Here is a 21782-nt window from a genome sequence, read left to right on the forward strand (position 1 = left end):
TTGTATCAATGTTTTAATCGTTCTCAAAGGAATAACAGCGAAGTGTCGTATAGTTTTGCTATTTCATCATATTTCGTTAAATTAAGGTCAAAAAAAAGAAAGCAACTAGCTTTCTATGCTTTCTTTATTGTTGGGTTCGAATACGTCGAGGTACTTGATGCGCTTCCACCAAAGACCATTGTGTTAAAGTATCATCCACAGTTTCTACTTTCAGATAACTATGACGGTCAATTTGTCCTTTTGATTCGAAACTGATAATTTTTTTATCCCCATCTGAGCTTTCAACCTCCAATTGATATTTAAAATTACCATTTGCAAGTTGAGAGATTTCAGCGTGTTCAGTCGATCCATACGCAGTGCGATAGTCTTTTTTGAATTGATCTTTTAGCAAGAACGCGACACCTACGAAAACAACTGCAACAATTAAGATTCTTTTGAAATTTTTGGTCATACCGGTTCTCCTTTATCTACTCCTATCTTACGCACTTTTAAACTTAACTCCCATCGAATTCCAGAACATCTGACTTACAATATTGTCACAAAAAAAAGAAACGACCGTGTCATTTCTTTTTCTCATCAATTTAGAACAACTCACTCACCAAACACATTAAGCCAGGCTTGAAACAACAAGTACGATGAAAATGCCCCTGGATCTGCTGAATTCGCAATTGTGATGATTTGTTCCTCTAATTTATGTTTCTTAGGAATCGCGACTTCTAAAACATCGCTGTCCGCAAAGTGCTGCCACACTTTAAGCATCGGATGGTCACGAGGTGTCTGTCCACGTTTCGCGATCGCCTCATACCCTGTGTGAAACATCACATTTGAAGGATCAAAAGTATGCAATGCCATGGAATTAAATGCTGCTCCATACAAGGGACCACACGCCCCCTCTAACTTCGCAAGCAGGGTCAAACCGACTTGTTTCATAAATTGCGAAGGGTCGGAATATGGACGCCGCTCCATCATTTCTAAAACAGCCTTTGACCCCTGTACGATATTAGTGCCATGATCACCATCACCGCTCATTGTATCATAGTGATTTAAAAGTTCTTCGTTATCTTGAATCAATGCATTAAATTCTTGAATCCATAGTTCGTACTGCTCTAATTTCATGATATTTTACACCTTTCTAAATTGATTTTTACCGAATGCATGTGAAGATACATTACTCCACTTATACCGCAACTGAATCATATTCTGTTGTACTTTGCCTTCTACATGCTATACTCGTAGACCTTACAACCGCTTGATGCCATCCATTTATCATCACTTTGCGCGTTTCTAAAGATATTTCAGGGTGCCACTCTGTGTTTGTTACGGGTTGGTTTTGTGCGCGAATATCATCACCAAACACCCCAGTAGCAAAACCCGCTAAGAAAGCCACCCCTACTGCAATCGCCAAATCCTGGTCAATACATCTAATTTTCGTGCCTGTTAGATTTGCTAGTAATTGCATAAGAAAACTATTAGTAGTCATTTGTGAACTTACATTTAGTGTTGTCAAAGCGCCACCCCAATCAGTTTCCATTCCCTGAATAATATCGTAGGACTGGTACGCAATTGATTCGAGTGCTGCCCGAATAATATGCTCTCGTTTAGATGCACGGGTTAATCCCAAAATATTTGCTCGAACTGGTCGATTATAACCAATCTGTAGCGCGTTGGTCTGTTTTGGAATCACATAAATACCGAGCGTATCTTCTACTTTCGTGGCAAAAAATTCTAAATCATCAGTTTTTTGAATAATCCCCAAATCTTGATGTAACCAATGATTAACAACGGTGTCTGGGACGGTAGTTCCTTCCAATGCATAGTGAACTTGGTTATTGATACCCATCGCTATTGTTGTATTTAATCCATGATTGCTGCGAATTTGCTTTAATCCTGTATTCAGTATTAGGGAATTCCCTGAGTTATATGTATAACTGTTACTTGATCCTAAAAATGTTTGCCCAAGCAAAGCAGCTTGGTCGTTACCTATGATTCCAGTAATTGGAATTGACGTGTTTTGGATCGTGGCATACCCATACATATCTGAACTATTTTTGACATCTGGAAGCATTTTACGGGGAATATCAAATAATTGAAGTAATGCATCGTCCCATGCACGTGATGTAATGTTAAATAGCATAGTGCGGGCTGCATTAGTTACATCTGTGACATGTATTTTTTCATGCGTTAGCTTATAGACCAGCCACGTATCAACTGTACCAAACAACAACTCTCCTTTTTCAGCACGCAGACGCGCTCCTGGAACATTATCCAATATCCATTTAATTTTTGATGCAGCATAAAGACTGTCAGCAAATAAACCTGTTGACTCGTAAATGTCTTTCAAGTTATTTTTTTTGAGCCGATGTAAAAAAACGTGTGATGTTGAGTCATCGGTTGAAACAATTGCGTTGTATATAGGGACCCCGGTTTTTTTGTCCCAAACAAGTATCGTCTCTCTTTGATTTGCGATTCCAATTGCCTCTATAGACTTTATATCGATGCCCTGAGTCAAAACATCCTTTAACGCTTGCATCTGCGAATCCCAAATTGCTTCTGGACTGAGTTCAACCCTGTACAGATGAGAATAGATTGGTGATATTTCAACAGATGCAGTTGCCACAATCTCTTTGTTTTGATCAACAACAACCGCTCGCGAATATGTTAGTTCATGATGTAATACAACAATGTTTCGTTCCATAAATCTCCTTTGTTTTATTAATACGATAAGGTAATTTGTTCAGAAGGTTTCATCAAAGTATTATGCATGTCTATCAGTGTAAATGATAGCGCTTCCTTGTTGCCTCATAGTATCATAAATAAGGCATTTGTTTGTGATAGAAGATTTATTCACATAAACTTTACAAAACTATCACATTTATAAAAAACTACATTTTAAAATCATTTTTGATCCTTATATTTATAAAAACAGGCAAAGAAAAGGATGCTTGCGCACCCATAACTTTATTTACATTCATTTTTCTTTATCATTCAGACCGCTTAAATAAGCCTATAATCTAACATTCCTTCAATTTTTAATTTAAAGTACTATGTAATGTTTGGTCTAGTATTACGGTTTGAGATATTTTGAAGCCAATATCCAATACAAAGTCCTGTAATCATAAAATTTAACCACCCTAACCCAATTGACGCTAACGGAACATATGTCTGATATGCGGTAAAAATCGGGCTCAGCAATTGTTGATTTGCAAGTAACGGCAATTGCATCATTGTTTCAAATATAGCTACTACAATCATTATCCCAAGCATGACATTAATCACACGTTTCTTATCTAATAATTTCGCAAAAGCCAAACCCACAATGACATGCATGATTGCTAGAGGATAAATAAAATTCAGAACTGGAATCGATAGCTGAATGATTGCTTCAAGCCCTACATTAGAAACTAAGAAGCCAGCACTAGCGATCACAACCGCCATTAATTCGTAGGATACTTTCGGGATAATCGAGGAAAAGTAACGAGCACAACTCGTTATAAGACCAACGGCTGTTGTGATACATGCAAACGTAATTGTAATCCCAAAAAATATCAGTCCAGCACTCCCAAAATAATAATGAAATAATTGCCCTAATGCAATACCGCCGTTAGAAGCAACAGGTAATACATTTAGAGATGACGATCCGATTAACAGAAGCATTGTGTAAATAAAAATCATCGCTCCACCCGAGATCAAAGAAGCATATACAACATCCTTAACGAGTGATGATTGTGATTCTGGGTGGTTTTCTTTTGTTGATTGTACGATAACAAACCCAAACGATAGTGCTGCTAGAACGTCCATGGTTTGATACCCCATTTGAAATCCTGTTAGAAATGCTGATGTCTCATAGGTTCCTGAAGGGAGCGTGTTCGATGCACTTCCTAAAGGATTAATCATAAACATGATGAAGAAGACTGCTAGAAAGATTAGAAAAAGTGGATTAATGATCTTTGCAACCCAAACCTCAATTTTAGAGGGTTTAATTGCAATTAATAATGCACCACCAAAAAATAAGAACGAGTAAACAAACATACCTAATTGATGGTTAGCCTGTGGCATTAGTGCTTTAATCGCAACCTCGTAAGGCACTGTTGCTGTTCGAGGCAATGCGAACATTGGTCCGATTGTTAGGAGTAGCAAAATGGTGAACATGCGAGCATATCGCCTTCCATATGGCTGTAGCATATCTTCTAGACTATCTGCTTTTGATCGTCCACAAACAATTACTCCTAGACTTGCCAATCCCACCGCAGTGAGTATGAAACCAAAACTTGATTGAGCAATATTTGAACCTGATAATTGGCCAATATTAACTGGAAAAATCAGATTTCCTGCTCCAAAAAATAAACCAAATAAGAGCGATGCAAGAACTATGCGTGATTTCATCCGTGTTAATACTGTTTGCTTCATAAGAATCTCCTTCAATTTTTCATTATCTTATCGCACATGTAATATGCTTTCAAGCATTTTCTGAATATACTTTCATAATTGACCCCTAATGCATCAAAAATACATGTGCAGACAAAAAAAACAACATTTTCATGTTGTTTGAATTAACTTATTGGCGCGCTCGACAGGAGTTGAACCCATAACCTCTTGAGCCGTAATCAAGTGCTCTATCCAGTTGAGCTACGAGCGCATCACTTAAGGCTTAGTTATAATACCACCAACACCCTAAGAGTGCAACCCATTTCTACCAATTACTTGATTTTTTACAAAATTTAATCACGAATACATTAAACGAAATGTGTTCTTGCTATCCATCCATGCGATACAAAATTCTTGCATTCATTTTCTGATTTCGCTACTATTGGAAATAAGAGGTTTATCATGAAAAATAACAAACATATATTTATTGTATTAACTGCTTTATCATTTATAGCGGCATTTATTAGTGTTTTAGGTATTTTCGAATTCGGAGACATGTTCATCTCATTCATGAGTGGAAATAGTGCACGGCTGGGAATTCATATCGCAAATGGCCCTATTAAAGAAGTCGTCTTTTATACAGGAGCACTTACATTCTTTATATTTGGTGTCTATGTCGCGAATATTCTTGTTCCTACATTGGATGCTTTAGGCATGATTCAAATTATGCTTATCGAATGTGTCTTACTGAGTTTATCTCTTGTCATGGATTCCGTTCATGATTCGCTCCCTAGCTTTCTGTTGCTCACCTTTGCGATGGGAATGCAAAACCGGCTACAATTCGCAATTAATGGGTTAATCTTGGGTAAAGGTTATATGACTGGGGTACTTTATGCAATTGGCACAACGCTTGCTCAATGGACTCGTAAGGAAAAATCAGGCATAGACGTTCTTATTATTGCTTCAACGTGGATAGCCTTTCTAAGTGGTGCAGTATGTGGGGCTCTTAGTCTTTGGGTCGTCGATGATTTCTTCTCCTTAATCTTCCCAATTATTTTCATCATGACATTGGTGCTTTATGTTCGTGCACACTTCGATAGCATTGAAACTTCACTCAATTCAAAATTATAAATTTGAACACTTAAAAAGTCACATTCGAGAATGTGACTTTTTTTAAATGTGGGTGTGAATCGTTTGTTGCGTTTCAAAGGCTTCGAATACTGTTTCGAGAAGCACCATCACGCGCATGACTTCGTCATTTGCAACGTATGGCATTGCAGTCCCCGCCACAACCGCCGCAAAGTTATCGTAAAACGTTGTATCCAATACTAACGGTTCAGGTAGTGGCTTTCGCTCTAATGACGCCTCACGAAGCGGTGCCATCGTTTTTGTGAACCCTGCACCCGCACGAATTGGTTTTGGTGGTACATGATCGACATTAGCGCGCAACAGCACCATTTCGCCATTTCGATTCCAGTCATGGATGACTGCAGTCCCCGTTAACCCTTTGACATACCACCGTGGTAAAGTAATGAAATTAGTTGTTGCAACCTCTATATGTGCTCGAATACCATTTTCAAAAATAAGTTGAGTTACAAATCCATCATCAGAATCATGACCCAAAACAAACGATAAATCGCTAGAAACCGATATAACTGGACTCTTTATCATCATGAGAAGTTGATCAAAGACATGAACACCCCAATCATATACCATTCCACCACCATGGACTGCTTCACAACGCCAATCACCCGGAATGCCATTGCCACCATGAATTCGTGATTCAATATGGAAGACATCACCAATCTCTTGGTTTTCATATATATTTCGAATGATTAAGTAATCATCATCCCAACGGCGATTTTGGTGAACCATAAATGTGCGCTCCATTGCTTTAGCAACAACCATGATCCGCTCTAAGGAAGCTGCTGTTAATGTAACAGGTTTCTCACAAATAACGTGTTTTCCTGCTTGCAGTGCTTGAATCGCAATATATTCATGATAATCGTTCGGTGTTGCAATAAGAATTGCATCAACGCCATCATCATCGAGTACTGTTTCAAAAGTTTGGTACATAATGAATCCATCCAACCCTGCCTTCTCAAGATTATCTGGGTCCGTATCATAAGCACCGACACATTGAACATGTCGTGTTTGAGAAATTAAATCTTTTGCATGATGACGTCCCATGCCACCATAGCCAATAATTACTAAATTTAACATTGTACACTATCTCTCCTGTGTTAGATTACTTCGAGTGCTTGTCGGTTTCCGAATGCACGATTAATTTTGGGTGCAGGTGCTACCCATTCGACCCCATTTCGTATAATTGATTGAATATGGGGATCGTAGTACGTTGGGTAGGTTTCATGACCTGGTCTAAAATAGAATATTTTGCCATGTCCACGAGTAAATGTGCATGCACTTCGGAAAACTTCGCCCCCTGTAAACCATGATACCATTAAAACATCATCAGGTTTGGGAATATCAAAGAATTCACCATACATTTCTTCATTTTCCAACTCAATATATTCAGGAACGCCACGCATTATAGGGTGAATTGGATCTAGAACCCATAATCGTTCCTTTTCCCCTGCTTCACGCCATTTCAAATCACAGCTCGTTCCCATTAATCGCATAAACAGCTTCGACATGTGCCCTGAGTGCAACACAACAAGTCCCATGCCTTTTAAGACCTGATTTTGAAGCATTGTCACGATATCATCTGAGACTTTATCGTGTGCCAAATGTCCCCACCACAATAACACATCCGTATTTTTCAAGATTTCTCGAGAAGCTTCAGTATCGTGATTTTCAAGTGTAACCACTGAAATCGTGTTGTTTTCATTTCCAAGCATTTCTGCAAGCACCGCATGGATACCCTCAGGGTACACTGCTTTTACAGCCGCTTGTGTTTGTTCGTGTATAAATTCATTATAAATTGTGATGTTCATTAGACCCACCACATTTCGGAAGATGCATTGTGTATCATGACTGCGTTGGTATTTTTAACTGCACGTGCAAAACCTTCTTCAATTGACATGAGTGGATCTTCGTGCTCAATACTTATTGCACCATCATAGCCATAAATGCGTAAATGACTCATCATGTCTGACCATATTTTTAAGTCGTGACCGCAGCCAACACTTCTAAATGTCCAAGCTCGTGTCGTAACATCACCATACGGTTGCATATCTGTCACACCGTACAAATTAATGTTGTCTTGATCCATATAAATGTCTTTGGCATGGAAGTGCACAATAGCATCTTCGCGAGCGAGAATTTTAATCGCTGCCACTGGATCTATACCTTGCCACCACATATGCGACGGGTCAAAGTTTACCCCAATATATTCAGATGTTGCATGGCGTAGTTTCAATGCCGTATAGGGACTGTGAACCGAAAATCCGCCATGCATTTCAATACCTATCTTAACATCTAGGGATTCTGCTAATTGTGCAATGTCTTTCCAATACGGAATTACTTGAGTTTCCCATTGCCAATCGTAGATCTTTCGATACTCAGTTGGCCATGATAGCGTTGGCCAGTTTGGATAGGTTGCAGTTTCGCTATCGCCTGGGATTCCTGAAAATGTGTTCACAACAGGAACGCCAAGAAGATGGGCAAGTTGCAACGTGTCACGAAGTGTTTTATCGGCCAATTCTGCCTCTTCCCGATTTGGAGAAAGTGGATTGTTATGACAGCTTAAGGCACTAATTGTGATATTGTGATCCGCAAACTTTTGAAGATAATCTTGACGCGCCTCTTCACTTTCTAAAAGAAGATTAACAGGACAGTGATGACTTCCTGGATTACCACCGCTTCCAATTTCCAATACACTTAATCCAGCTTGTTTAGCACGAATCAGAAGTTCATCTAATGATAAATTTGCAAAAAGTGGTGTAAATACGCCTAATTTCATTGTGTTTCCTCCTCAAAATATACAGGTTTACCTGTGCTTGCTGATGTATAGATAGCTTCAAGTATTTCAGTTACAATCAACGCTTCATATGGATCAACGACCGGTGGTGTATCCATAGTGATAGCATCAATCCATGCCCGCGCTTCTAGATATCCCGGCTCTGTTCCTTTACTATCGTAGAAATCAACGCCACCGATTTCAAAATCTATATTTTTTTGGTAAAGGGCTCCATGTTCCTCACCATTGAGGCGTAACCCTTGTTCCATATCCGCACCCATTTTGGTTCCATAAAGAGATGTTTTTGCCTCTCCAACATCCAATGTGTTCAAAGCCCAACTCGATTCCAAGATAATGGTTGCACCATTCTCCATAACAACGAACCCAAATGCCGAATCCTCAACTGTAAATTGGGATGGATCCCATGATCCCCACGCATTCGCAGCATTGGGTGTTTGACTTAGTTCATGATAGGTTGTTCCGACTGCATACTTTGGCTTATAGTTATTCATCGTCCACAACGTTAAATCAAGCGCATGCGTTCCAATGTCGATCAGTGGTCCGCCACCTTGCGCTTCCTCATCTAAGAATACACCCCAAGTTGGAACAGCGCGACGTCGGATTGCTTTGGCTTTCCCCAGATAGATATGTCCCAATTGATTTTCTTGTGCAATCTTTTTTAAGAATATGGAATCACTTCGAAAACGATTCTGATAGCCGACTGTTAATTTCTTATCGTTACGCTTTGCTGCAGCAATCATTTCACGAGCCTCAGATGCGTATTTAGCCATTGGCTTCTCGCACATAACATGTTTTTTGTGATCCAGCGCTGCAATTGTGATGGTTGCATGGGTATTGTTTGGTGTTAAAACATGAACAACATCCAATGGCTCTGACAATAAATCTAAATAATCGGTGTATACACGTGCATTGGATGTACCATATTCGTCTTTTGCTTTAGTAGCACGCTCGATGTCTAGATCACAAAACGCGACAAGTTCCACATCATCCAGCAATTTTAGATTGGGTAAATGCTTCCCAAAAGCAATACCACCACAACCGATAATACCTATTTTAATCATAATTCGCTCCTTTTGATTGCTGATTCTTCGACACGATCTTGAATATTTTTTCGATACTGTAAGGGACTATCCATTACATGTTTGCGAAACACGCTATGAAAGGTCTTAACACTCTGAAATCCCGACTCAAATGCAACCTCAGAAATACTCCAGTCTGTTGTAACTAAATACCATTTAGCGCGATTGACTCGGAATTCATTCAGAAACTCTACAAAAGTTTGACCGGTATGCTTCTTAAAAAATCGCGTAAAGTAATAACTGTTATAACCAATATGATCCGAAACACGTTCCAGAGAAATATCGTGGTCATAATGAGTCTCGATGTAACGGTAGACACGATTTAATTTATCCAAAACATCTTGATTCTTGATACTTGGTGCCAATATATCCGAACCACTTTGTTTTAACGGAAAGTTTCGAAACGTCTTGACATAAAATCCGTAGAGTAATTCTTGGATGCGAAATCGATATGCAATATCTTTAGACCCAATTTCATGCCCAATTGTGGCAATAAAATGATAAATTTGTTCGCGAATCGTTTGATCCCAATGAATACTATACGGTTCAATTAAGTTCAGATGTTTAACGAGATCACTGGCAGATGTTTCATGAGTGAAAAACGTTGGATCAATTTGCACTACCAAACGGACGCTTCCTGGTGAACTCAGAAAATAATGACTTATTCCACTATTAACGATATAAATATCTCCTTTTTCAAGGGTAAAGACGTGTTCTTCGACACCTAAGTTAAGGATTCCTTCTTGAACATAAATGAGCTCAATTTCTTGATGCCAATGTGGTGCAGTTAAGACACGTCCTTCGTGACGGTAATACATAACCGGCAGGTCGTGTTCAAAGATTGGACGTTCTAAATATTTAATCATGCTATCCCTCACTTCTATGTTTATCATACACCACCAAGTAAGCGGATACATCACACTTCGTTACACATTTGTCTTATATATTGACTTTTTTAGGCAAAGCGCCAAAATTGGATATCCGTGAAATTGCAGTTGTATCTCAAAGAAATAGGTTTATAATTTTACGTAAGAGATTGGAGTAACATATGAAAACTATTAAAGATTATAGCATGGGAATCGGACTCTCTATTGTCATTTGCGGACTCGCATATTTAGGCGCCCAATTTATCCCTAAAATTGGAGCTGCAACACTTGCCATCCTACTGGGTATCGCTTTGGGTAACACGTTGTTTAAACAAAATATATGGGAGCGTGGAACAGGTTTTACTGAAAAACGTTTCTTAGAGGTGTCGATTGTATTGCTTGGCCTCTCGGTAACAACTCAGACCTTGATTGATCTTGGAATTAATGCATTCCTCTTCGTTGTAATTTTAATGGCATTAACGTTGGCGTTTGTTTACTTTTTAGCACAGAAAATGGGCTTCAGTAAGAACTTCGCCATTCTTATGGCAAGTGGGAATGCAGTCTGTGGTTCAAGCGCCATTGCGTCGGTCGCCCCAAGCATTCAGGCTTCACGTGATGATAAAGGTTCTTCAATTACAATTACCAATCTATTGGGAACCATCTTAATGCTAGGGCTACCAATCATTGCGACAACCCTTTTTGCCAGTGATACACAAATTGGCGCGCTTCTTGGAGGAACCATTCAATCCGTTGGACAAGTAGCTGGTGCTGCAAGCAGTATTAGCAAACCTGTCTTCGAGTATGCTATGATTTTCAAAATAATTCGAGTCTTAATGCTTGTCTTTGTAGTTTTACTTTGGGGCTATGTTGCTGGTAAAGATGTACCATCGAATTCCCAAAAAGTTGAACGCAAATTTTCACAATTTGTTCCATGGTATATTCTTGGCTTTATCGTCGTATGTATCTTAAATTCAATGGCACTGGTTCCAGTCGAAATTGCACAACCACTCAGTAATGTCAGCACCTTTTTGGAAGTTTCTGCACTTGCGGCTATCGGATTGCGGCTGAATATACGCGTTCTTATCCAAAGCGGTCGTCAATTAATCATGTTAGCAGTCGCAATTGGTATTTTTCAAATCCTTGCCGCTTCTGCACTGATCGCTATTCTTCTTTAAAGTTATCACAACAAAAAAAACACACCTTGATCCAAAACAAGGCGTGTTTTTTTAGTATTGCAGTTGTGCCATAATTGTTGTTAAACGATCATGCATTGGTACATCATAAGGACTGTGACCTGCGGCTTCAACAATGTGTAGCTCGCTTCCCGATAAAGCCTCGTGAAGCTCATATGCTGCACTCACTCGACAATCTACATCATAGCGACCATGAACAATAAACGTTGGAATGTGTGCAATCTGTGCACTGTGATTTAGAATTGTATTGTCATCATTCCAAAACATTTTATTTGCGAAAAAGTGACATTCTAGTGTCGCAAGGCTAATATCTGCATCCGTGATTGGGTCAGTTTGAACAGAAAGATCTGGCACAAGACGTACCAGCGACCCTTCCCATCGGGACCAGGCAAAAGCAGCACGTCGTTTTAGGTCAACATCATCTCCGGTGAATATTTCATAGTAGGCACTCACAAGGTCATGACGTTTTGATGGTTCGATCATCTTTTTAAACCCTTCGTGCTCTATTGGGTAGAAATATGAAGCACCCTCTTGATATAACCATGCGACATCTTCTTCACGACCTAAGAAAATTCCTCTTAAAACCAATGCTTTTACTGCATCTGGATATGCAATTGCATAAAGCAAAGCAAGGGTTGAACCATAACTACCGCCAAACACTGTCCATTTTGAAATCCCTAAAGTATGAGCAATACGTGCGATATCCGCTACACCTGCTTGAGGTGTATTATTTTCTAATGTTGCGAACGGTTTTGAGTTCCCACACCCCCGTTGATCAAATGCGATTACAAACCATTCATTTAAATCAAAAAACGAAAATGACGCCTCTGAAATACGTCCACCTGGACCACCATGCAAAAAAATCACTGCAGGTTTTTCAGGGTTCCCCTTTATATAAACTGCTAATTCTTGACCATCCTCAGTTGTAATATATTGTGTTGGTTCCATAAATTCTCCTTAATAAAATTATTGTAGCACATTCTCAGACTAATACGCCTTATCGCCAACGAATCAAGCGCATTTCAACATAATCAATAAGAATAAAGACGAGTAATCCAAAAATACTGAGCAAAAGAATACCGGCGTACATATCTTTATATTGAACCATCATCCACGAATTCATAATGGTATAACCCATACCATAAGTTGTTGCATAGTTCTCTGCAAAAAATAGAACAGCAATGCTCATTCCAAATGCATTTCTACTAGCAGTCAGAATATTGGGAAGTATAGCGGGCAAGTATACGCTTTTAAACATACTACCTTTCGGTAATTTCATGATTTTTGCAGCTTTAAGAATATCATTATCAATTGCTTCAACTGCATCCACTGTCGCAATCAAAAATTGAAAAATAATGATGCTTACAATTAATAGAATCTTAGAAAAGTCTTTAATGCCAAATAGAAGCATAAAGACTGGTAAAAAGGCTATTTTAGGAATTGGATACAACGTATAGACTAACGGATTAAGAATCTTTTTAACCAATGGAACAACGCCCATCGTAAGACCGATTAAAACACCTAAAATCAATGCGACACTCATACTGATTAGAATTCGATAGCCACTCACCAGAAGATGGGGAACAAATTTATTGAAATTCCGTATCGATATCATGATAATTGTGTTCGGATTTGGAAACAATGCCGTTTGAAATATGACATGAAAGAGCCACGCCACTGCATAGATAAACAATCCTGAAGTAAAAATATACTTAACGTGTTTTCGCATCAAATAAACCTCGCAATTCTAGACAGACTTCATAGAAACGAATATCTTGACGGGCATCTTCTAAATCATAAATCGGGTTATCAAACTCGTGCACAATTTCTCCCTGATCCATAATTAAAATCCGTTTACCAAGGAAAATTGCTTCCTCAATATTATGCGTTACAATGATTTGAGTCATGCTTTTTTGTAATGTTTTGAGGATTGCCTGTATTGTTTCCGCGTGTTGTGTATCCAGTGATGATGTTGCCTCATCCACAAGCAATAAATCAGGGTGGATACTGAGTGCTCGTGCAATCGCAACCCTTTGTTTCTGCCCTCCTGATAGTTGACTCGGATAGCGATCCATATACGCTTGAATTCCTATGTCATTACTTTGCTGTTGGGCTTCTGTTTCCATGTTTATATTCGGATAAGCGCGCATTGCCAACATGATGTTCTGTTTCACAGTCAACCACGGCATTAACCCAAAATTTTGAAATATCATTGCGGGGCGCTGTGCTACCACTTTTATTGATCCTGCATCTGTTTTTATAATATTTCCTATTAAATTTAGAAGTGTTGTCTTCCCACATCCAGATTTTCCGAGCAATACAATTGCTTCTCCATACGCCACTTGAAGATTTATATTTTTTAGTACACGTTCTTGATTATAGGCGTAATTCAATTTTTGAATTGTAATCATTGGACAAACTGTGCATCTACCATGCTGTCATAATCCACAGTTACAATTGTGTTAAGAACGTTTTGACTCCATGTCGCAAGTTTCTCTAAATATTCTTTAGAAGGTACGCGAATGACTTGATACTGTGGCAATACAATGTCTTGTTCAATCTCCGGTTTTAAACCTAAACGATTAACTAAGATTGATCGTACACCAGCCTCATCATTTGCCATTGCAGTCACAGCTTGATTGTACCCTTGATGAAATGTTTGAATCGCATCGTGTTTCTCCGCAATTGCTTTATCAGTAAATACAATGACATTAGGACTGAAACTATCATTAACTTTTATTGCTGTTTTCGTAAGACCATTCAAAACTCCCATGGATGCAACGGGTTCTGGTATAACCGCAACATCGACATTGCCCGAACCAATCATTTCTAATCGTGCAGGAATATCATTAATGTATATCTTCTCAACGCTTATACCAGCTAACGCTTGATCCGTCAAATAGTTTGTCACACTCACTTCCATTAATGCTGCTTTTAAGTGCTCAGCATCCAAACGATTAGGGTCTTTTGCCAAAAGTAAAAAACTGGTATCCGTAGACAGGGTGATTTTCATATCAAATCCTGCATTAACATTTTGCATCAAGGCAATAACGTCCGTTAATGCGCCATCAATTTGATGGCTTTGAAGTGCACTTTGGCGTTCCATCGCATTCTGATAGATAGCAACATTAACTTCTAAATTTAATCCATCAAAGATTCCTTTTTCTTGAGCATAGAGAATAGGTGCGGCGTCAACTGCCGGCATCATTCCCAAGTTTAAAACTACATTATCTGGTTTTTTCGCACTGCATCCTCCTAGAACGATTGCGAATACTACAACAACTCCTAAAATGACTGTTTTTTTCATAGGTTCCCTCTTTCCCTTTTAGTTTAAACGAAATCACTCAAATATAAAGCCTATCCGCTACATCAGCACCGATTTCTAATACCCATAAAATTTAGTTCGTTTCGTTTTGACGACGGCTTGTCGAAATGCGAAGTCATCCTCACAAAGTTGATCACCTTACTTCTGTTTCATCGATTTAACATAACGGCGATGTTGATAGTGCCGTATCCATGACATACGATTATATTTTTTTAAAGAACGTTTCATTTGTCGTACGTCTTTTCGACTTAAAACACGTTTCCGTTTCGCAATTGCTTTCGATAAGTTTTTCAATAAGACGGTATTACCGGCATCAGTTTCCAGTGTACTTTGAGGATGGGTAAAAACAATATAGGACTCAACTGTATTCAGATGGAAAAAATCCCTTAACGCATCACGATGATAGCCGTTTTGAATTTGCGGATTTCGAAATTGTGTAAGTGTACCGTTTTGATATCGACGATTCCATGAAGAAACATCTTTTTTCCCTTGTATTGCCCCTGCATAATGCTTCACTTCGAAGATATAGACACCAAACTTAGAAATCGACAGAACATCAATTTCTCGGATTCCCTGATTCTTTGCGATAGGAACATACGTTCGCATAAATGTAGCTCCAGCAAGATTTCGTTTAACTTCAGCAAAAACAGCATATTCAGCACGGATACTGGAATCTTTATGTTTTTTATAAAGTATTTTATATTTTAGATTACGTAGAAAGTTTGACATAATTGGCTCCGATATTAGTTTGTTTCTTTATTATAGATTAAATGGCCATAAGACTCCACCTTGCAAAAAATTCGAAGTATCAATTATTTTTCATCAATCCAACTTCCTGTTTGAAATTTAATACACAACTTGTTAGAATATAAACATTACGCTTTTCTTTCGTATAAACAGGAGGTTCTTATGAACTTAGAAAATTTTACAGTCAATGATTTAGATGCCTACATTGCTCTTGCATCCGAATTTCACAGTGGTCCAGCATCTTTTACACCACCGAACATTTCTGTGTTTACTCGTAACTTTGAATATATCTTAAATAGTTCGGATGCTTATGGATGGTTTATTAAAGTTGATGGTACCATTGCTGGGTATGTTTTATGCTCTCGAATGTTTTCAACAGAAATCGGAGCACCTCAACTATGGATTGAGGAATTGAGTATTTTAGATTCCCATCAGGGACAGGGTCTTGGATCTGCAGTTCTTGACCAACTTCAAGATATGTTCCCAAATGTGCAACGGTTCCGACTCGAGGTTGCACCTGCAAATGAATCTGCAAAACGTTTATACAAACGTAAAGGTTACGACTTCATTGCCTACGAACAAATGATTATCGATCGTAAATAAACTCCCTTTGGAGTTTTTTTGTTACATCTTTGTAAGGATTTCGTTATTGTTATCGATGGCAGTTATGATACAAATTGGTATGGTAATTACGTGAGGTGTTCTATGAAACGAAAATTCGTCGCCCTATTCTTTTTTATAATTATCTGTTATAGCATCATTTACAGTGCTATTCAGTTAGTTACCATCATCTCATAAAAAAAAACAGCCCTTTCACTAGAAAGGGTTGTTTTGAGCAGCCAATTGATTAATAAATGCCAGTTGCAATTCTGGATTTGTAATTTCTTGAGCTGCAATGTCAAGAATTGTCTCTATTTTCACTTCTTTTTTTGATGCCTGCGTTTTATTATTTTTTGATAAATCTAATGTCATGAATGTCATGGTGTATCCCTCCTATTATAATGTATTGCTAAGTGCTGTATAGAAACTCTCAACTTGGTCTTTATCAAGATTTGCACTTTCCGCAATATCAAACAATGTCATTTCAGGTTTTGGTGTAGATGGTTTCTTACCAGCAAGTTTTGTGATAAGTGTTGATGTTAAAGTTACGATGGTCATAATGTTTCTCCTTGTGGTATGAATTACCTTTTGTATACATAGTATACCTCGGGCGAATCTTACGAGCCATCGAACTTAATGACACCTGTCTTACAGCTTTGTCATTTAATTTACATTAAAACTTGCTTTCTGAGAAAACTGCGTTATAATAGTACAAAATAAAGCGTTGACGAGGATATGTTTCGTTGGGAACTGCTATTAGCGAGATGACAGATGGTGAAAGGTCATTAAGTAAGCCCACTGTAAATAACCCCTTTGAGCAATTTTCCTGAACGTTGAACTAGGGAAAATCGGGTGTAGTCCGTTATCTTACTACACGATTTGATAGAATCGTAAAGTGATCATAATTATGATAATTTGGGTGGTACCGCGGAACACAGCATTTCGTCCCTTTGGGATATAATGCTGTTTTTTTATACCAAGGAGGACCTAAGATGTCATTACATTCACTTAAATCACTACATACTTTAGAACATGGGACACCTGTTCACGTTGCGGGATGGGTGCGTACAACACGCCAATCTCGCTCTATTCTCTTTATCGAAATCCATGATGGATCACAGTTTGCAACGACTCAATGTGTCATCGATGCAGATCATTCACAGTATTCTGTAATTTCCAAGCTTACAATTGGGAGCAGTGTTCGAATCCATGGTCAATTGAAAACTGGGCTTACAGGCAAACATAAACATGAAATTGCAATTGACACCATTATCGTTGAAGGCATGGCTGACAGTGATTATCCATTGCAAAAGAAACGTCACAGTTTTGAGTTTCTCCGAACGATTCCACATCTTCGCCCACGATCTAACACTTTTTATGCTGTATTTAAGACTCGTTCAATCCTTACACAAGGGATGCACAAATACTTAGAATCTCAAGATGTCACTTATATACAAGCACCGGCAATCACGACGACTGATGCTGAAGGTGGTGGAGATGTTTTCCGAATCAGTACCTTAGACCCTACACAACCTCATCAAGACTTTAAAGACGATATTTTTAAACAAGAAGCATTTTTAAACGTCACAGGCCAAATTCACATTGAACCATTCATCCAAGCATTTCAAAGAGTATATACTTTTGGACCATCATTTCGTGCAGAGAAGTCAAATACATCTCGACATGTATCTGAATTTTGGCAGGTGGAACCTGAGTTGGCTTACGTTGATCTTGTGGGATTAATGGACTTCATTGAATCAATGTCTAACGCAATGATTCAATATGTTCTTGATCATGCCTCAGAAGAACTGGCTTTCTTTGACGAATTCATCGAGAAAGGGCTTATCAAAAAATTACAACAAACAGTATCTGAACCCTACGGACGAATTTCGTACTCACAAGCAATCCAGTTACTTGTTGATACAGATCATGCTTTTACAGTCAATCCAACTTGGGAAACCGGGCTCCAAAGTGAACATGAACATTATTTAACCGATGTTATCTTTAAAAAGCCTGTATTCGTTACAGATTATCCAAAAGATCAAAAAGCCTTTTATATGAAACTCAACGACGATCAAGTTACAGTTGCAGCCACTGACCTACTTTTCCCTAAAATTGGAGAAATAGTAGGCGCTAGCGAACGTGAGACACGTCTTGACGTGTTGCAAGAGCGTATCAAAGCCCATGACCTAGATGAACAGTTGTACACATGGTACCTTGACACACGCCGTTACGGGACAGTTGAGCACAGTGGGTTTGGACTTGGAATCGAACGTTTTATGCGTTACATCACCGGGATGGACAACATTCGTGATGTAATTCCCTATCCACGAACACCGGGTTCTGCAGATTTCTAATCATAAAACCGCCGATTATCATGTATAATCAGCGGTTTCTTTTTATTTTAATGCTTAATCATGCGGTATCCGACACCTACATGTGTTTGTAGGTATTGAAGATCTGGATCATACTTTTCAAGTTTCTTTCGTAACGTAGTCACAAATACTCTTAAGGCAGGAATATTATCTGAATATAAACCCCATACTTCCTTTAGAATCATATGATAGGTTAGTACCTTACCAACATTTTCAATCATCAACAATAACAGTTTAAACTCTGTCGGTGTTACGTGTACATCTTGACCATGGATTTGAACTGTGCTCGCATCACTGTCAATCACAAGATTACCATTTCGAAATTGGGTTGATTGTGTATCCGATACATGGAGACGACGATGCGCTACTCGAATTCGAGCCATGAGTTCCTCGGGTTCAAAAGGTTTCGTGATATAATCATCAGCACCCGCATCCAAAGCCCCTATCTTATCATCTACCTCAGCACGCGCACTCACAACAATAATGGGCGCAAGTGATTGTTTTCGAATTTCTTGCACCACCCAAACACCATCACGATCTGGAAGCCCTAAATCCAAAATAACGATTTCTGGATTATTGGCATTAAAAAGTTGAACACCTTCCAAAGCCGTATTTGCAACGTAAGCTGGATACGCTTCGAGCTTAAGTGTATTAAGAATCAAATTTTGAATAATTGGATCATCTTCAACGATTAATATGTGCGGTTTCATCAATAACATACCTCCTTAGACTAACTGAAAAACGAACACCTTGCGGCTCAACATCACTAACGGTGATACTTCCTCCATGAGCCTTCACAATCTCATTAACGAGATACAATCCTAAACCCATACCACGGCGACTGTCTTGATTTTGTGTATAGAACATCTCAAAAAGATGTTGCTTGTCGGCAATTCCTGGTCCTTCATCTTCAACATGAATCGTGACCTTTTCTAAGTCTTTGTTATCGGTACGGATACGGATTTGTGTTCCTTCTGGTGTATATTTTAATGCATTATCTATTAAATTGGTAAAGACTTGGATCATAAGTTTTGAGTCCACATTGACTAGCACGACATCCTCCGCATCGTCTACAAGAATGGTGTGATGCTTTGCTTTTCCTGAAACGCGATGCAGACTTTCAGCAATTAAATCTTCAAGCACTTCCCCTTCAAATTGAATAATTAGGTTATCATTATCAATTTTTGTCATCGCAAGTATATTTTCAATTAAATCCATGAGCCAAATACCATCATTTTTAATATCAGTATAAATTCGATGAACCTCACCATCTTCAAGAGTTCCATGTTGGAGCAAATCAACGTTGCCCAAAATCGTTGTGAGTGGTGTTCTTAAGTCATGGGAAATTGTTCGAAGGATCGTCGATCGTAGTTTCTCCTGTTCAATCACTATAGCATCGTGGTGCTGTTGGGCATCCAATGCTGCTTTTTCTAGAGCAATGCCCCCCTCGTTAATTAGTGAAACCAGAAGATTTCGTAAAAATGGATCAATAGTTTGATGTTCATTATGAACCGCTAGCACAGCCACAACTTTATCTGTTGAGCGAATTGCCATATAGGCCATTTGACTTTCGGACATGGTGTCTGTTGAGGCACCTGCGCGTTTGTTATTTCTATATACCCATTGTGCAACATTCCGCTCATCTTCAGACAATAATTCATGATGAATATAATCAGGACTTAAGTCGCTATATACCGTCGGAATGAGCTGTTTATTTTCTGGTGTATAAATAATAACCGTTGTGTTCAAAAGTTTTTTTTACTTGGTGACCCATAGCGTCCACGATTTCGCTATAGCTCGATGCTTTTTGCAAGCGAAGGCTGGTTTCAAGAAGTACATCGGTACGATATGCTTTCTTCGCTGATTGAAGATCACGAGCTTTCAATTTTGTTGTTAGCGTGCAACTTACAAATGCTGCAACGAACATGAATACAAATGTGAACGGATAACCCGAATCATCCGCTTGCAATGAAAATTGAGGTTTCGTAAAGAAATAGTTAAACACAAGTACTGATATCACTGATGCAATGGATGACCAAATGCGTCCTTCAGTTAACATTGCAATTGCTAGAACACCTAACAAATACACAACGATAATATTAGATTCATTAAAACCAAGATAGGCAAAGAGTCCGCCAACTAAAGTGACACCAAATATAACCAACAACGCTTTGAATCCATCGTTCCAATGAAAAACTTCTTTCTGTAAAGTTGACTCCCTTTTTAAATAGTATGAAGTGCTTTGGTCTGGAATGACGTAAATATCTATGGTAGGAACCGTTTCTGAGAGTTGGTCAATAATGCTGGGACCACGAAACCTTCCTCGTTTACGAACTGTTCGCCCAATCACGATTTTTGTTACTTGACTTAAGCGCGCATATTCAGAAATTTGAAGTGCAATATCATCTCCATAAAGCATGGTAACTTGAGCTCCTAAAGCTTCTGCCAACTTTATATTTTGGTCGAGCTGAAGCTGAGCATCGGGATTTAATTGCTTCGTTTCATTCTCTACGTATACTGCTGTAAAACTGGCATGAAATGCTTCAGCCATTCGACTCGCAGTCCGTATAACTTTTTCGTTTGTGGGTGATGTCGAAAGGCAGATTAAGATGTGTTCTTTCGTAGTGTAGGATGCGGTTTTGTAACTACTGTGATGAATTTGATCAGCTGCTTTACGAAGTGCTATTTCACGCAAAGCAATAAGATTTTCTTCCGTAAAGATCTCTTTAGGAAATAAAACACCTTGTTCCGCGTCAGTACCTTCTATATTTGCAACCCGAAGCAATAAGTCTTTGGGCGAAATATCAATGAGCTCAATGGTATCCGCTGCGTCAAAAATAACATCAGGAATCCGCTCATCTACCCGTTTACCTGTAATTGACTCAACAAAATCATGCAAACTATCAATATTTTTGATGTTAATAGTTGTGTAAACATTAATGCCATTTCTGAGCAATTCTTCTACATCCTGATATCTTTTTTTATGTCGCATACCTGGTACATTATCATGAGCCAACTCATCAATCACTATAGTATTTGGTTTTCGTTGAAGCGCTCCATCCAAATCAAATTCTAAGTATATTTGACTTTCATTTTTATATGTTTTGTATGGCATAGTCTCAAGGGTTGTTGCTTGTGCTAAGGTCGTTTTACTTTGATTGGGTGTCATATACCCAATCACAATGTCTACACCTTCATTTTTTAGGATTTTCGCTTCATCAAGCATTGCATATGTTTTACCAACGCCTTTTGCGTAGCCTAAGAATATTTTTAGTTTACCGCGCTTCATGTC

Annotated in this window: 23 protein-coding genes, 1 tRNA gene and 1 other annotated feature; of the genes, 4 read left to right on the forward strand and 20 right to left on the reverse strand. The window is 38.6% G+C overall.

From position 1 onward, the window contains the following. Window positions 1-124 precede the first annotated feature (124 nt). From GVV19_RS05890 to GVV19_RS05910, 5 genes are all read right to left on the reverse strand, one after another. Complete coding sequence (locus GVV19_RS05890; protein WP_159646264.1) at window positions 125-451, reverse strand: DUF1093 domain-containing protein; 327 nt, start codon at window positions 449-451, stop codon at window positions 125-127. Between the two features lie 140 nt (window positions 452-591). Next, entirely contained in the window at window positions 592-1116 is a 525-nt protein-coding gene (locus GVV19_RS05895) for a DAK2 domain-containing protein (RefSeq protein ID WP_159646268.1), read from the reverse strand. 61 nt (window positions 1117-1177) lie between these two features. Beyond that, window positions 1178-2695 (reverse strand): FGGY family carbohydrate kinase, encoded by a 1518-nt coding sequence (locus tag GVV19_RS05900; protein ID WP_159646272.1) that lies wholly within the window; start codon window positions 2693-2695, stop codon window positions 1178-1180. A gap of 347 nt (window positions 2696-3042) precedes the next feature. Further along, complete coding sequence (gene brnQ, locus GVV19_RS05905) at window positions 3043-4407, reverse strand: branched-chain amino acid transport system II carrier protein (protein ID WP_159646275.1); 1365 nt, start codon at window positions 4405-4407, stop codon at window positions 3043-3045. A gap of 152 nt (window positions 4408-4559) precedes the next feature. Then, window positions 4560-4636, reverse strand: a tRNA-Arg gene (locus GVV19_RS05910). Between the two features lie 191 nt (window positions 4637-4827). On the opposite strand from GVV19_RS05910, the gene GVV19_RS05915 reads away from it, so the two are divergent. After that, entirely contained in the window at window positions 4828-5496 is a 669-nt protein-coding gene (locus GVV19_RS05915; protein WP_159646278.1) for a YoaK family protein, read from the forward strand. A gap of 42 nt (window positions 5497-5538) precedes the next feature. On the opposite strand, the gene GVV19_RS05920 is transcribed toward GVV19_RS05915, so the two are convergent. From GVV19_RS05920 to GVV19_RS05940, 5 genes are read right to left on the reverse strand one after another with little or no spacing between them, the layout of a single operon-like run. Beyond that, window positions 5539-6588: a Gfo/Idh/MocA family protein gene (locus tag GVV19_RS05920; RefSeq protein WP_159646281.1), complete on the reverse strand. Its 1050-nt coding sequence runs from the start codon at window positions 6586-6588 to the stop codon at window positions 5539-5541. Window positions 6589-6608: 20 nt separating this feature from the next. Further along, window positions 6609-7319 carry a ThuA domain-containing protein gene (locus GVV19_RS05925; protein WP_159646284.1) on the reverse strand — a complete coding sequence of 237 codons (711 nt, stop codon included), beginning with the start codon at window positions 7317-7319 and terminating at the stop codon, window positions 6609-6611. Further along, on the reverse strand, window positions 7319-8287 hold the full coding sequence (locus GVV19_RS05930) for a sugar phosphate isomerase/epimerase family protein (protein ID WP_159646287.1): 969 nt from the start codon (window positions 8285-8287) through the stop codon (window positions 7319-7321). Before GVV19_RS05930 ends, GVV19_RS05925 begins: the two co-directional genes overlap by 1 nt. Continuing rightward, the gene (locus GVV19_RS05935) at window positions 8284-9366 is read right to left on the reverse strand and encodes a Gfo/Idh/MocA family protein (protein WP_236261968.1); all 1083 of its coding nucleotides are present in this window, start codon (window positions 9364-9366) and stop codon (window positions 8284-8286) included. Before GVV19_RS05935 ends, GVV19_RS05930 begins: the two co-directional genes overlap by 4 nt. Continuing rightward, window positions 9363-10250 (reverse strand): helix-turn-helix transcriptional regulator, encoded by an 888-nt coding sequence (locus GVV19_RS05940; RefSeq protein WP_159640591.1) that lies wholly within the window; start codon window positions 10248-10250, stop codon window positions 9363-9365. Before GVV19_RS05940 ends, GVV19_RS05935 begins: the two co-directional genes overlap by 4 nt. 182 nt (window positions 10251-10432) lie before the next feature. Between GVV19_RS05940 and GVV19_RS05945 the strand changes: the two genes are divergently transcribed. Next, the gene (locus tag GVV19_RS05945; protein WP_159646290.1) at window positions 10433-11425 is read left to right on the forward strand and encodes a YeiH family protein; all 993 of its coding nucleotides are present in this window, start codon (window positions 10433-10435) and stop codon (window positions 11423-11425) included. A gap of 51 nt (window positions 11426-11476) precedes the next feature. On the opposite strand, the gene pip is transcribed toward GVV19_RS05945, so the two are convergent. The 5 genes from pip to GVV19_RS05970 all read right to left on the reverse strand — a co-directional run bounded on the left by pip (window position 11477) and on the right by GVV19_RS05970 (window position 15497). Then, window positions 11477-12391 carry a prolyl aminopeptidase gene (gene pip / locus GVV19_RS05950; RefSeq protein WP_159646293.1) on the reverse strand — a complete coding sequence of 305 codons (915 nt, stop codon included), beginning with the start codon at window positions 12389-12391 and terminating at the stop codon, window positions 11477-11479. Window positions 12392-12440: 49 nt separating this feature from the next. Then, a complete protein-coding gene (locus GVV19_RS05955) occupies window positions 12441-13172 on the reverse strand; it encodes an ABC transporter permease (RefSeq protein ID WP_159646296.1) in 732 nt (243 codons plus the stop codon). Then, the gene (locus GVV19_RS05960; protein ID WP_159646299.1) at window positions 13156-13854 is read right to left on the reverse strand and encodes an ABC transporter ATP-binding protein; all 699 of its coding nucleotides are present in this window, start codon (window positions 13852-13854) and stop codon (window positions 13156-13158) included. The genes GVV19_RS05955 and GVV19_RS05960 overlap by 17 nt, the downstream gene beginning before the upstream one ends. Next, complete coding sequence (locus tag GVV19_RS05965) at window positions 13851-14750, reverse strand: ABC transporter substrate-binding protein (protein WP_159646302.1); 900 nt, start codon at window positions 14748-14750, stop codon at window positions 13851-13853. Before GVV19_RS05965 ends, GVV19_RS05960 begins: the two co-directional genes overlap by 4 nt. Before the next feature lie 156 nt (window positions 14751-14906). Continuing rightward, complete coding sequence (locus GVV19_RS05970) at window positions 14907-15497, reverse strand: nuclease-related domain-containing protein (protein ID WP_159646305.1); 591 nt, start codon at window positions 15495-15497, stop codon at window positions 14907-14909. Between the two features lie 180 nt (window positions 15498-15677). On the opposite strand from GVV19_RS05970, the gene GVV19_RS05975 reads away from it, so the two are divergent. Continuing rightward, window positions 15678-16118, forward strand: coding sequence for a GNAT family N-acetyltransferase (locus tag GVV19_RS05975; protein WP_159640569.1), 441 nt, complete (start codon window positions 15678-15680; stop codon window positions 16116-16118). 213 nt (window positions 16119-16331) lie between these two features. On the opposite strand, the gene GVV19_RS05980 is transcribed toward GVV19_RS05975, so the two are convergent. Together GVV19_RS05980 and GVV19_RS05985 are read right to left on the reverse strand one after the other, a co-directional pair. Next, window positions 16332-16496: a hypothetical protein gene (locus GVV19_RS05980; protein ID WP_159640566.1), complete on the reverse strand. Its 165-nt coding sequence runs from the start codon at window positions 16494-16496 to the stop codon at window positions 16332-16334. A 15-nt stretch (window positions 16497-16511) separates the two neighbouring features. Continuing rightward, on the reverse strand, window positions 16512-16673 hold the full coding sequence (locus GVV19_RS05985; RefSeq protein WP_159640563.1) for a hypothetical protein: 162 nt from the start codon (window positions 16671-16673) through the stop codon (window positions 16512-16514). Between the two features lie 157 nt (window positions 16674-16830). Then, window positions 16831-17068, forward strand: a binding site (T-box leader). Between the two features lie 39 nt (window positions 17069-17107). Here GVV19_RS05985 and asnS point away from each other — a divergent pair. Further along, the gene (gene asnS, locus GVV19_RS05990) at window positions 17108-18472 is read left to right on the forward strand and encodes an asparagine--tRNA ligase (protein WP_159646308.1); all 1365 of its coding nucleotides are present in this window, start codon (window positions 17108-17110) and stop codon (window positions 18470-18472) included. A 47-nt stretch (window positions 18473-18519) separates the two neighbouring features. Here asnS and GVV19_RS05995 read toward each other — a convergent pair whose 3' ends face one another. The 3 genes from GVV19_RS05995 to GVV19_RS06005 are packed head-to-tail and all read right to left on the reverse strand — an operon-like array spanning window position 18520 to window position 21779. Continuing rightward, entirely contained in the window at window positions 18520-19200 is a 681-nt protein-coding gene (locus tag GVV19_RS05995) for a response regulator transcription factor (RefSeq protein WP_236262330.1), read from the reverse strand. Further along, window positions 19175-20239, reverse strand: coding sequence for a sensor histidine kinase (locus GVV19_RS06000; RefSeq protein WP_159646314.1), 1065 nt, complete (start codon window positions 20237-20239; stop codon window positions 19175-19177). The genes GVV19_RS05995 and GVV19_RS06000 overlap by 26 nt, the downstream gene beginning before the upstream one ends. Then, window positions 20202-21779, reverse strand: coding sequence for a DUF4118 domain-containing protein (locus GVV19_RS06005; protein ID WP_159646317.1), 1578 nt, complete (start codon window positions 21777-21779; stop codon window positions 20202-20204). The genes GVV19_RS06000 and GVV19_RS06005 overlap by 38 nt, the downstream gene beginning before the upstream one ends. Window positions 21780-21782: the final 3 nt, after the last annotated feature.

The organism is Erysipelothrix anatis, from assembly GCF_009828745.1.
Lineage (GTDB): Bacteria > Bacillota_I > Bacilli_A > Erysipelotrichales > Erysipelotrichaceae > Erysipelothrix > Erysipelothrix anatis.

What these genes read in the sequence shown, in the direction of transcription:
- GVV19_RS05890 (WP_159646264.1), bottom strand. Translation starts at nt 451, where the DNA reads ATGACCAAAAATTTCAAAAGAATCTTAATTGTTGCAGTTGTTTTCGTA.
- GVV19_RS05895 (WP_159646268.1), bottom strand. Translation starts at nt 1,116, where the DNA reads ATGAAATTAGAGCAGTACGAACTATGGATTCAAGAATTTAATGCATTG.
- GVV19_RS05900 (WP_159646272.1), bottom strand. Translation starts at nt 2,695, where the DNA reads ATGGAACGAAACATTGTTGTATTACATCATGAACTAACATATTCGCGA.
- brnQ (WP_159646275.1), bottom strand. Translation starts at nt 4,407, where the DNA reads ATGAAGCAAACAGTATTAACACGGATGAAATCACGCATAGTTCTTGCA.
- GVV19_RS05915 (WP_159646278.1), top strand. Translation starts at nt 4,828, where the DNA reads ATGAAAAATAACAAACATATATTTATTGTATTAACTGCTTTATCATTT.
- GVV19_RS05920 (WP_159646281.1), bottom strand. Translation starts at nt 6,588, where the DNA reads ATGTTAAATTTAGTAATTATTGGCTATGGTGGCATGGGACGTCATCAT.
- GVV19_RS05925 (WP_159646284.1), bottom strand. Translation starts at nt 7,319, where the DNA reads ATGAACATCACAATTTATAATGAATTTATACACGAACAAACACAAGCG.
- GVV19_RS05930 (WP_159646287.1), bottom strand. Translation starts at nt 8,287, where the DNA reads ATGAAATTAGGCGTATTTACACCACTTTTTGCAAATTTATCATTAGAT.
- GVV19_RS05935 (WP_236261968.1), bottom strand. Translation starts at nt 9,366, where the DNA reads ATGATTAAAATAGGTATTATCGGTTGTGGTGGTATTGCTTTTGGGAAG.
- GVV19_RS05940 (WP_159640591.1), bottom strand. Translation starts at nt 10,250, where the DNA reads ATGATTAAATATTTAGAACGTCCAATCTTTGAACACGACCTGCCGGTT.
- GVV19_RS05945 (WP_159646290.1), top strand. Translation starts at nt 10,433, where the DNA reads ATGAAAACTATTAAAGATTATAGCATGGGAATCGGACTCTCTATTGTC.
- pip (WP_159646293.1), bottom strand. Translation starts at nt 12,391, where the DNA reads ATGGAACCAACACAATATATTACAACTGAGGATGGTCAAGAATTAGCA.
- GVV19_RS05955 (WP_159646296.1), bottom strand. Translation starts at nt 13,172, where the DNA reads ATGCGAAAACACGTTAAGTATATTTTTACTTCAGGATTGTTTATCTAT.
- GVV19_RS05960 (WP_159646299.1), bottom strand. Translation starts at nt 13,854, where the DNA reads ATGATTACAATTCAAAAATTGAATTACGCCTATAATCAAGAACGTGTA.
- GVV19_RS05965 (WP_159646302.1), bottom strand. Translation starts at nt 14,750, where the DNA reads ATGAAAAAAACAGTCATTTTAGGAGTTGTTGTAGTATTCGCAATCGTT.
- GVV19_RS05970 (WP_159646305.1), bottom strand. Translation starts at nt 15,497, where the DNA reads ATGTCAAACTTTCTACGTAATCTAAAATATAAAATACTTTATAAAAAA.
- GVV19_RS05975 (WP_159640569.1), top strand. Translation starts at nt 15,678, where the DNA reads ATGAACTTAGAAAATTTTACAGTCAATGATTTAGATGCCTACATTGCT.
- GVV19_RS05980 (WP_159640566.1), bottom strand. Translation starts at nt 16,496, where the DNA reads ATGACATTCATGACATTAGATTTATCAAAAAATAATAAAACGCAGGCA.
- GVV19_RS05985 (WP_159640563.1), bottom strand. Translation starts at nt 16,673, where the DNA reads ATGACCATCGTAACTTTAACATCAACACTTATCACAAAACTTGCTGGT.
- asnS (WP_159646308.1), top strand. Translation starts at nt 17,108, where the DNA reads ATGTCATTACATTCACTTAAATCACTACATACTTTAGAACATGGGACA.
- GVV19_RS05995 (WP_236262330.1), bottom strand. Translation starts at nt 19,200, where the DNA reads ATGAAACCGCACATATTAATCGTTGAAGATGATCCAATTATTCAAAAT.
- GVV19_RS06005 (WP_159646317.1), bottom strand. Translation starts at nt 21,779, where the DNA reads ATGAAGCGCGGTAAACTAAAAATATTCTTAGGCTACGCAAAAGGCGTT.